Origin of the sequence: Schinkia azotoformans, assembly GCF_035811335.1 — a bacterium.
In the GTDB taxonomy this organism is placed as follows: domain Bacteria; phylum Bacillota; class Bacilli; order Bacillales; family Bacillaceae_J; genus Schinkia; species Schinkia azotoformans.
Genome location: NZ_JARSMD010000072.1, coordinates 1 through 1,164 on the forward strand (window position 1 = coordinate 1; position 1,164 = coordinate 1,164).

Sequence of the window (1,164 nt, forward strand, 5' to 3'; positions counted from 1 at the left end):
TCAAGCTATGCAAAGCTAGTGTTCCCGACCCTATGTCACCCAATAATCTTTTCCCAAGTAATATTGAAAGCTAATTTCCAAATAGTAGCCAAACAAATGATGGTAATCACAAAATATAGATAAATCCCGTATGAGAACAAGGTGCTGACAAAATGTAGACCAGCAAACAATCCAACAAACAGCATTAAACCGAATACAATCGCACCGTTGCTGTTTTGATTGTACTGATCGAAAGACTCTGAGAAAGGAATTGACTTTTTAAGAATCATAAAACAAATGACAGCATAAGTGCAGGCATTTAAAAATACAACTACAAGATCTGGTAAAACTCCTACTCCAAATAATACAATAAATACTGCGCTTAAAACCAAGTAAACTGGTAAATATAACTTAAAGATAAACGCCTTTATCGTACCACTAAATATCGGTTTTAGTTGTTGTATAGGAGCAACCCTGTAAATCCACGCCCCCTTATATTTTCCTGAAAACTTCAGAAGGATCATGATGGTCGGGATGATGATTAAGCTAAAGTAAATTGTTAAATATAATTTGCTAGTCGATAAATGATCTAGATTGGTATCAAAGCCATTCATGATAAAAATAAAAGGAATCACAATGGAAAAGCCCAAAGATGGATACACCTTTAATTTAAAATCTCGTTCATTTTTCATCATGGAACTGGCAAATCGGAAAAAGGCTTTTTCTTCATTTGAGTGGCAAATGACTCTAAGGAACAAAGACCTTAGCTTACTATGTTTATTTTCCTTTGCTTTCCCATGATAAGTGAGCTTTTGAAGGTTTTGTTCAAAAACATGATTACATTTCATATAAATCCAAATGGATAGGAAAGGAATCAGGATTCCGAAAGCTGAAAAGACAAGGTAAAACAACTGAAAAGCACCATTCATCATCATTTCCATACTTGCCCCATACCACATCGGAAAGATAAATATTTGCCACCATTGCGGTTCAAGAGCAACGGTTAAGTCCATAAACTGAAAAGAGCGAACAAGCAATTGGTATCCAACCATAATCATAAGTGATAACCCAATTTGGACATAATTAATAATATCTTTTAATTTTTCCCCATCAAAGAATCGTAGAATAAATAGATAGATAAGGGCGGTTAGGCAAACGATCAACTATAATGGACCCAAGAAACTA

Annotated in this window: 1 protein-coding gene; it reads right to left on the bottom strand. The window is 34.5% G+C overall.

Annotated elements, in window-relative coordinates; all coding sequences use genetic code 11:
• Window positions 1-35 precede the first annotated feature (35 nt).
• The gene (locus P9E47_RS22875) at window positions 36-1,142 is read right to left on the bottom strand and encodes a hypothetical protein (protein WP_326165188.1); all 1,107 of its coding nucleotides are present in this window, start codon (window positions 1,140-1,142) and stop codon (window positions 36-38) included.
• Between the last annotated feature and the right edge of the window lie 22 nt (window positions 1,143-1,164).